Source organism: Collinsella aerofaciens (assembly GCF_040915425.1).
GTDB classification, from domain to species: Bacteria; Actinomycetota; Coriobacteriia; order Coriobacteriales; family Coriobacteriaceae; genus Collinsella; species Collinsella aerofaciens_BW.
The window spans coordinates 32,601-41,415 of record NZ_JBCPDN010000011.1; the positions used below are offsets into that span (position 1 = coordinate 32,601).

General features: G+C 61.4%; 7 protein-coding genes. 5 read left to right on the top strand and 2 right to left on the bottom strand.

Annotated elements, in window-relative coordinates:
- Positions 1–48: 48 nt before the first annotated feature.
- Complete coding sequence (locus AB5164_RS02800) at positions 49–1,515, bottom strand: ATP-binding protein (protein ID WP_368142227.1); 1,467 nt, start codon at positions 1,513–1,515, stop codon at positions 49–51.
- A gap of 623 nt (positions 1,516–2,138) precedes the next feature.
- On the opposite strand from AB5164_RS02800, the gene AB5164_RS02805 reads away from it, so the two are divergent.
- From AB5164_RS02805 to AB5164_RS02820, 4 genes are all read left to right on the top strand, one after another.
- Positions 2,139–5,174: an insulinase family protein gene (locus AB5164_RS02805; RefSeq protein WP_368142228.1), complete on the top strand. Its 3,036-nt coding sequence runs from the start codon at positions 2,139–2,141 to the stop codon at positions 5,172–5,174.
- Between the two features lie 358 nt (positions 5,175–5,532).
- A complete protein-coding gene (locus AB5164_RS02810; protein ID WP_084591735.1) occupies positions 5,533–5,796 on the top strand; it encodes a type II toxin-antitoxin system HicA family toxin in 264 nt (87 codons plus the stop codon).
- Positions 5,789–6,118 (top strand): type II toxin-antitoxin system HicB family antitoxin, encoded by a 330-nt coding sequence (locus AB5164_RS02815; protein ID WP_368142229.1) that lies wholly within the window; start codon positions 5,789–5,791, stop codon positions 6,116–6,118. Before AB5164_RS02810 ends, AB5164_RS02815 begins: the two co-directional genes overlap by 8 nt.
- 121 nt (positions 6,119–6,239) lie before the next feature.
- The gene (locus tag AB5164_RS02820; protein WP_368142230.1) at positions 6,240–6,836 is read left to right on the top strand and encodes a 5-formyltetrahydrofolate cyclo-ligase; all 597 of its coding nucleotides are present in this window, start codon (positions 6,240–6,242) and stop codon (positions 6,834–6,836) included.
- Positions 6,837–6,859: 23 nt separating this feature from the next.
- Here AB5164_RS02820 and metA read toward each other — a convergent pair whose 3' ends face one another.
- Positions 6,860–7,786, bottom strand: coding sequence for a homoserine O-acetyltransferase MetA (gene metA, locus AB5164_RS02825; protein WP_320676580.1), 927 nt, complete (start codon positions 7,784–7,786; stop codon positions 6,860–6,862).
- Between the two features lie 211 nt (positions 7,787–7,997).
- Between metA and AB5164_RS02830 the strand changes: the two genes are divergently transcribed.
- Positions 7,998–8,815, top strand: an 818-nt coding sequence (locus AB5164_RS02830) for a lactate/malate family dehydrogenase (RefSeq protein WP_368147784.1), incomplete at its 3' end; no start/stop codon positions are given.

The following is an 8,815-nucleotide window of genomic DNA, read 5'->3' on the forward strand; positions in this document are numbered from 1 at the left end:
GGCGCCAATTGAGGGTCGATTATTGGTTCGCCTCGTCCACTAACGCATCTATCCCACGCGCTCCGACAGTCGATACTTGCGGTTGCGGCTCGTCGCCGGCGCCGTGGGCTCAAGCTCGCCTTGAGCAATGAGCGCGTTGACGCGCGACCTAACCTGGGAAATTGTGAGCCCTGTGTGCTCTGCCAGCTCGCGCGTCCCCAGCTCGCCGTAGTGTTTGAGTGCCGTCACAATTAAGCCCCCGCCATGATCGACCGGCTCGATCTTTGAACGGTAAAGTACGACCTTGAACCGATCGAATCCCGGGCAGAACAGGGGCTCGGCCAGACCATGCGCGCGCATGGCATCAATCATCATCGGGATGCCCGAGCCATTTCCGTCAGCCGGCGAGCCTGCGCCATCCGGCAGTGGAACAATCGACATGAGTTTCACGAGCGTCGCGTTACGGCATCGGGAGCTGCCGTCAAACAAGTTCTCGCGAGTCTTTCCCCCGTAAAGGCCGCCAGGATTCGTCACCTCGACACGATCGTCAAAGACGTCGACGGCAATCGATTGTCCACAGAACCGATCCCCGTATTCTCGATGGATTACGGCGTTTGCGATTGCCCCGCGCAGAACCTCCTCGGGAATCTCAAGCGAGTCGACACGCGAGACGCCTTGGACGGTCGAGGTTCGCCGCAAATTCTTGGCGACGGCCACGACAGCATCCGAGATCATCTCGCCCGACGTTCCCTCACAGATTGTGCGGTCCATGAACCTCAACGAACCCGCGGCGCCCTTCTGCGTTCCGGCATGGACCGCCACATCGATAAAGAGCTTGGGATAAAACTGCTGAGGGTAGGCGCCCGCAGCCAGGAGCCCGGCCTTAGTCACATTACCCTGGGAGTCGAGGAAACTCAGGCGCTCCAGCTTTGTTTTCTTGTCCGTCGCGCCGCGCATAGCTCGGGGCGTCAGCGAGAAAGCACGCTCTATCGTGCGGTCAATCAGGGCCTCGTCGAGGTCGCCCACGCCCGCGCCCGGCACTGCATCGCGATCACTGGGGCTCGTTCGTTCATACGACGACAAGGACAGGACTTCGGTCGATGAAAGCGGCACATCTTTGTCATCGATGCGCTTGTAGCTGCCGCCCTGGGCGCCCCGCTCTATGACATAGCAGGGCTTGCTCGACGGATCGAGCTCCTCAATGGTAATGACGAGAACGATGGCGCCTTGAAGCTCCACTCGCTCGATCGTGTATTTGGGCGGATTGGCCAGCTTTCCTCGACCTCCCGCATCACCCATGCCTGCCACAAATTGGTTGAGCACTTTCTCGGTCTCGAAGTTCTCAACCGGGACAAAACCTGCGCGCTCACTCACTCCGAGCACGATGATTCCGCCGGCAGTGTTCGCGAATGCGCTCACCGTTTCCCACACGTCGCGGGAAAGCGTCGTGGCGCTCTCCTTCACTTCGACGTTAAGATCATCCGAGCCCATACGCCTTAAAGACTCAAGCAGACCGATCAGCTCGTTTTCGTTCATCTGCACGTCCTTTCGCTCGGTCCTGCGGAGAATGCCGCGGATAGATTTCCCTCGTCTCTCAGTTATCTCTCGAAATTATCTCTCATCTATCTCTCTATCTCTCGGCTTAGAGATAGAGAGATAGATGAGAGATGGAATGTCTACCATTTGCTTCATTTATACATATTTTTTCTGGTAGAACAATTGGTATTGAGACAATACCATGATTGCCTGTCTCTTTGCTGCTCAGTTATCTCTCATATTTTTCTCTCATCTTCCTGTCATCTCTCATATTAGAGACGAATGAGGGACGAGAGATACGCGAGTGATGGACGAGCGAGGATTTTCGGACGGTCGGATATCGAGAGTGGATATTTGGACGGTTTTTGGGGCTTTTGCGGCAAATTCCGTCCAAATATCCACTCTCGTTCGATAGGTATCCGGAAATCCTCGCTCGTCCGTCCGAATATCCACTCTCGTTTGGCGAGTGTCCAATTTTCCACGCTCGTGCGGCGGGCACGCGAGCCCTTCGCCCAATCCGCTGGCATCGTCTCCAGTTCGCCGCAGGGTCGCGGCCCCATATGGGTATACTCTCGAGGATTCGACTCGATTCGCCCCCGCTGGGGCGTCAAAGGAGACTGCATATGCCCACCACCTCAACCGACCCGCGCGCCGCAGCCGCTGCACTGCTGGTGCCCGGCACTACCTGCCACGGCTTTGCCGTCGAGCGCCGCGAGACCGTGCCCGAGCTCGACTCGGACGCTTACGTGCTGCGACACACTGCCTCGGGCGCTCGTCTGCTGTACCTGGCGTGCGACGACGAAAACAAGGCCTTTGCCATTGGCTTTAAGACGCCGCCGGCCGATTCCACCGGCGTGTTCCATATTCTTGAGCACTCGGTGCTGTGCGGATCGGCCAAGTTTCCCGTCAAGGAGCCGTTTGTCGACCTGATCAAGAGCTCCATGCAGACGTTCCTCAACGCCATGACCTACCCCGACAAGACCATCTACCCCGTTGCCACCACCAACGAGCAGGATCTGTACAACCTGATGGACGTGTACCTGGACGCGGTGTTCAACCCGGCCATCTATACCAAGCCCACCATTTTTGAGCAGGAGGGCTGGCACTACGAACTGGACCTGCCGGAGGGCGACGGCGACAGCAGCGCCGCGAGCCTGCACGAGGGCACGCTGCGTTATAACGGCGTGGTGTTCAACGAGATGAAGGGCGCGCTGTCCGATCCCATGAGCGTGCTGGACGATGCCGTCAACGCCGCGCTCTATCCCGACACCGCCTATGCGCACGAGAGCGGCGGCGACCCGCGCGCGATTCCCGCGCTCACCTACGAGCAGTTCCTGGACACGCACGCGCGACACTACAATCCCTCCAACTCCTACATCACGCTCTACGGCGACCTGGACGTGGACCGCGCACTGGCCTTTTTGGACGAGCGCTATCTGTCGCAGCCGAGTGCCGCGAGCCGCCGCATGGACGCTGCCGTTGCCGCCGGCGAGGACCCGTCCACGCTGGCGCCCAATCCGTTGGACGCGCAGGCGCCCGTGACCTGCGAGTACAAGCGCATCGAGATGGCCACCACACCCGAGAACGCCCTGGTGGGCCTGGGCCTTGTGCTGGGCAGCGCGCTCGACCGCAAGCGCACGATCGCGGCGGATATCCTGTTCGAGGCGCTGCTGGGCTCCAACGAAGCGCCGGTTAAGAAGGCCATTCTGGCCGCCGGCCTGGGCGGCAACGTGGTGAGCTACACCGCGGCCGAGAGCCTGCAGCCCTACGAGCTCATCATGCTGCAAAACGCACAGCCCGGTGTGGCGCGCGAGCTGCGTCGCGTGTTCCAGGACGCCTGCCGCGACCTGTGCGAGCACGGAGTTCCGCGCGAGCGTCTGGAAGCCATCATCAGCAGCAACGAGTACGACCTGCGCCAGCGTGACTATGGCATCGCCGACGGCGTGGCCATTGCGTGCGACGCGCTGAGCACCTGGCTCTACGATGACGACGCCGCGACGCTGGCGCTCAAGTACGGCCCAGTGTACGAGGAGCTGCGTAGCGAGCTGGACGGCAGCTATTTTGAGGACCTGCTGCGCGAGCTGGTGCTGGAAAACGACCACATGGCACTGGTCGAGCTGGTGCCGGTGGACGCCGCCGAGGGTTCGGAGGGTGCCGAGGCCGCCGAGCTGGCAGCCAAGCGCGATGCCATGACCGATGCCGAGCTGACCGACGTGGTCGAGCGCACGGCCGCGCTGCGTGCCGCGCAGGAGGCGGAAGACACACCCGAGGCCAAGGCCACGCTGCCGCGCCTGCGCGTGTCCGACATTGGCGAGGCGCGCCCCGAGCCGCCACTGATCGTGGACACGACCGTGCCCATCCCCTGCCTGCGCCACGGCATCCCCACCAACCGTCTGGCCTACGCCATGCAGTATTTCGACCTGAACTGCGTCGCGTTTGAGGACCTGCCCTATGTGACACTGCTCTGCCGCCTGCTTAAGCAGCTGCCCACGCGCGAGCACTCGGCCGAGGAACTCGACAACTTGCTCGCTGGCAAGCTCGGCTTTTTGAGCTTTACGACCGAGGTCATGACGCAGCCCGAAGTGGACGGCGTGCGCCCCTACCTGCTGGTGAGCGCCGGCGCCCTGTCCGAGAAGATCGATGCGCTGGCGAGTCTGCCGCGCGAGGTATGGTCGAGCACGCTTTTGGCAGATGCCGACGCCGACCGCGTGCGCGACGTGCTCACACAGATTCGCATTGGGCTTGAGCAGGGCTTTATCAACAACGGCCACTCGGCGGCGCTCGGTCGCGCGATGAGCTACAGCTCGCCTTCGGCCGTGGTGCGCGAGCAGCTTTCGGGCGTGGACTTCTATCTGTTCCTGCGCGACCTGCTCGACCACTTTGACGAGCGCGTGAACGGGTTGCGTACCAAGCTTGCCGAGCTGGCAGGCCGCATCTTTGTGGCCGACGGCTGCCTGGCGAGCTTTACCGGCAGCGATGAGGACTTTAACGCGTACTGGGCCGCCGCGGGCGACTTGGGGCTGGGTGCGGGCGATGGTGCCGATACCGGCCGCGACGCTCTCGTGGTGCCGACGCCGCGCGACCGCCACGAGGCTTTCGTCATCCCCAGCGATATCTGCTTTGCGGCAAGCGCGTGCGACCCGCGTCGCCTGGGCATCGACGTGACGGGCGCCTGGGCGGTTGCTGCCAACGCGCTCTCCTACGACTACCTGTGGAACGAGATCCGCGTTAAGGGCGGTGCGTACGGCTGCGGATTCCGCGCGGCTGGCGAGCGCCAGACGGCGTTCTACACCTACCGCGACCCGGCAATCGACCCCTCGATTGAGCGCGTGGCACGCGCAGGCGAGTGGCTCTGCAGCTTTGAGCCCGACGAGGCCGCCTTCGAGGGCTTTATCGTGAGCTGCGTGAGCGGCATGGACGCGCCGGTGAAGCCGTACGCGCTCACCAAGCGCCGCAACACGACCTACCTGGCTGGGCTCGATCCGCACGCACGCGAGGAGCGCCGCACCCAGATGCTCGCCGCCACGCCCGGTGAGCTGCGCTCGCTCGGCGCCGACGTGACGCGCATCGCAGCTGAATCGCCCACCTGTGTCTTTGGCGGCCGCGACGTCATCGCCAAGAGCAGCGCCGGCTTCAACGTAGTCGACCTGCTGGGCTAACCACAACAAAGGTAGATTTTTGGGACATGCCTGAAAATCTACCTTTTCTTTTGCCGCAGTCTGCCGGTTTGTCTCGATCCGCAACGCTAAGACGGCAATATCGGCTCCAGATGTTACAAATCGAGACGTTTTCGGATGACGCCAGCCCTTTGTCTCAATCTGTAACATCTAAGTCCATTTTTGCCGAGTTACTGTTACAGATCGAGACAAACCGCCGAGGACGCCCGCCGCCGCCCCCAGCAAAAACCATCACGAAAGGGCAGGTACCTTTGCGTAGTTCGAACACATGTTCTATAGTAGAGATGCTTGCATCAAACTGAAATTGCAACTAGAATATAGTTGCAGAATGTGAGGCAGGATGACTCGATCCGATAAACTCATCGCCCAGCTGCTTAGCTGTCCTTCAACGTATAGATTTGCTGACTTTCTTAAAGTTATGGCTTCATATGGCTTTGAAATGGACAGCAAAGGCAAGACGTCCGGATCGCGCGTTCGCTTCTACAGGCCATCAGATGGCAGGATGTTCGTAATGCACGCGCCTCATCCATCTGACGAATTGACAGCGGGGACCATTCGAAACATCGTTCGCTTTCTGCAAGATGTCGGAGGTAGTCATGAGTAACGTTTTGGCATACAAGGGTTATTTCGCCCCGGTCGAGTTCGATGCCGAACAGCATGTGCTAACAGGTATGGTCGCCGGCATTAGGGACGCAATCGTATTCGAAGGCTCCACGGCTGAAGAAGTGGAGCAATGCTTCCACGACGCCGTCGACGATTACCTTGAGTTTTGCGCCGAGAAGGGCCAGGAACCCGAGCGGGCTTTTAAGGGCTCGTTCAACGTAAGAACGGGTTCCGAGCTTCACAAACAGGCGGCACTGGCAGCGGCAAAGAAGGGTGAGTCACTCAATAAGTTTGTGACTGAAGCAATCGCTGCGGCGCTGTGAAGCCAACGTCGAGTCGAAGCCGCCACAAAGGGCGCCTTTATGGCGGCTTCGACGTTTGCCCAGATAAAACCCGCCAAAATAAACCTGTCCCTTTTTGGCGGGTTTGCTAGAGGAGGCTGGGATGGATAAGGCTGAGTTGCGGAGGGCGGTGATTGCTCGGCGCGATGCTCTTGATTTGGACTTGCGCGCGGCGAAGTCTGCCGCTATCTGTGCGCGGCTGATTGAGCTGCTGGGCCGCTTGGATGCCGCGGCGCCGCACACCGTTGCCATCTATGCCGCGATGGGTTCCGAGGTCGACCCAGCCGCGTTTGCCGCTGCGGCCGTCAAACGCGGCTGGCGCGTGGCCTATCCGTGCATGCTCTCGGCAGCAGACGCCGTGGCTTGTGGCCAGCGCATGTGTATGCGGGCAGTTGCCGCCGACGATGCGTCCGCGGCTCCGTTTATCGCCCACCCCACGCGGGCCTTCGCGGCCACGGACATCGACAGCGACCGCTTCCCCATCGTGCCTGCCGAAGCTCTCGACATGATCGTCGTGCCGCTCGTGGCCTTCGACCAAACCGGCGCGCGCCTGGGCTACGGCGGCGGTTGTTACGACCGCTACCTGCCTATGCTCTCGTCCGCATGCCAAATCATCGGCATCGCCTTTGACGAGCAGCGTGTCGACCACGTTCCCACCGACGCCCACGACCTGCCGCTACCCCACATCATCAGCGCCTAACGGCTGGTGCACCTCCCGGCGGCCTAGTGCTCCTCGCCGGCGCGGGCCAGGTCGTAGGGCGTGGTCTGGTAGACGTAGTAGTTGAGCCAGTTGGTGTAGAACAGCTGAGCCTGGCTGCGCCAGACGTTGCGCGGCTCGGCGGTGGGGTCGTCGCCCGGGAAGTAATGCGCCGGCACCTCCGGGTTGAGCCCGCGCTTCACGTCGCGCTCGTACTCCAAGCGCAGCGTGTCGGTATCGTACTCGGGGTGCCCAAAGACAAAGAAGCGGCGGCTGTCGGTCGACTTGACGATGTACAGGCCCACCTCGTCGGACACGGCCACGACCTCAAGCTGCGGCTCGGCCTCCACGTCCTCGCGACGCACATCGGTGTTGCGCGAATGCACGGCATAGAAACGGTCGTCAAAGCCACGGACCAGCGGGCTTTGCGGCTTCACCAGATAATGCTCGAACACGCCACTCGCCTTTGCCGGCAGGTCGTGCTTCTGAATACCGTAATGATGGTAGAGCCCCGCCTGTGCGCCCCAACAAATGTGCAGCGTAGAGTGTACGTGCGTGGTGGACCAATCCATGATCTGGCAGAGTTCGGGCCAGTAGTCGACCTCCTCGAACGGCATCTGCTCCACCGGGGCACCCGTGATGATCAGGCCGTCGTAGTGGATGTCGCGGATGTCATCGAACGTGCGGTAGAACGTCTCCAGGTGGCCGGCGCTCACATGCGTGGCCTCGTGCGTCTTGGTGCGCAGCAGGTCCACCTCCACCTGCAGCGGCGTGTTGGAGAGCTTGCGCATAATCTGCGTCTCGGTGGCGATTTTGGTGGGCATGAGGTTGAGGATGAGCACGCGCAGCGGACGGATGTCCTGGTGCAGCGCGCGGTACTCGGTCATGACAAAGATGTTCTCGCTCTCGAGCTGCGCGGCGGCAGGGAGGGCGTCGGGGATGCGAATGGGCATGGATGCTCCTTACGAGTCAGTTGCAGTTATGGTACAACGAGCGGCCCCATCCGCGCGAGCACATCGCCCAGCGATGCCGTCAGCGGCCCAAATCACTCCAAAAGTAGAGATTAAGGCATGTCCCAAAAATCTACGGCGCTTTAGCCTAGCAAAGTGGCAGCAGGACGCTACAATGATTCGACGCGAAAAACTCGGCCGAAAGGATACATATATGTACCAGACGCGTAAGATCGGTGTGGTCGGCCAGGGCCACGTAGGAGCACATGTCGCCAACAGCCTGCTCATGCAGGGCATTGCCGATGAGCTGTACCTGTGCGATATCAACGAGGCCAAGGTGACGTCCGAGGTCCAGGACCTGCGCGACTCCCTTTCGTTTGTCCCGTACAACACCAAGATCGTCAACTGCTACGACCACTACGAGGAGCTTGCCTGCTGCGACGTTATCGTCAACGCCGCCGGCAAGGTCGCGCTGGCCGCCGGCAACCGCGACGGCGAGCTGTTCTTTACCACCGACGCCGCCCGCACCTTTGCCAAGCGCATCGTCGACGCCGGCTTTGACGGCATCTTCGTGAGCATCTCCAACCCCTGCGACGTCGTGTGCACCGAGCTGTGGCACCTGACCGGCTACGATCCCAAGAAGATCATCGGCTCGGGCTGCGGCCTGGACTCCGCCCGCCTGCGCACCGAGATTTCCAAAAAGGTCGGCGTGAGCCCCAAGTCCATCGACGCCTACATGATCGGCGAGCACGGCTTTAGCCAGCTGGCCGCCTTTAAGGCCGCAACCATCGCCGGCAAGAGCCTCAACGAGCTCCAGGCCGAGAACCCCGACAAGTATGCCTTCGACCACATGGAGATCGAGGAGCTCGCGCGCAAGGGCGGCTACGTAACCTACCAGGGCAAGCAGTGCACCGAGTACGCCGTCGCCAACTCCGCCGCGCGCGTCTGCGCCGCTGTGCTGCACAACGAGCACGCCGTGCTTTCGGCATCCACGCTCATGACCGGCCAGTATGGCGAGGAGGGTATCTTTAC

Coding starts and splice junctions, on each gene's coding strand:
- AB5164_RS02800 (WP_368142227.1), bottom strand. CDS start 1,515: ATGAACGAAAACGAGCTGATCGGTCTGCTTGAGTCTTTAAGGCGTATG.
- AB5164_RS02805 (WP_368142228.1), top strand. CDS start 2,139: ATGCCCACCACCTCAACCGACCCGCGCGCCGCAGCCGCTGCACTGCTG.
- AB5164_RS02810 (WP_084591735.1), top strand. CDS start 5,533: ATGACTCGATCCGATAAACTCATCGCCCAGCTGCTTAGCTGTCCTTCA.
- AB5164_RS02815 (WP_368142229.1), top strand. CDS start 5,789: ATGAGTAACGTTTTGGCATACAAGGGTTATTTCGCCCCGGTCGAGTTC.
- AB5164_RS02820 (WP_368142230.1), top strand. CDS start 6,240: ATGGATAAGGCTGAGTTGCGGAGGGCGGTGATTGCTCGGCGCGATGCT.
- metA (WP_320676580.1), bottom strand. CDS start 7,786: ATGCCCATTCGCATCCCCGACGCCCTCCCTGCCGCCGCGCAGCTCGAG.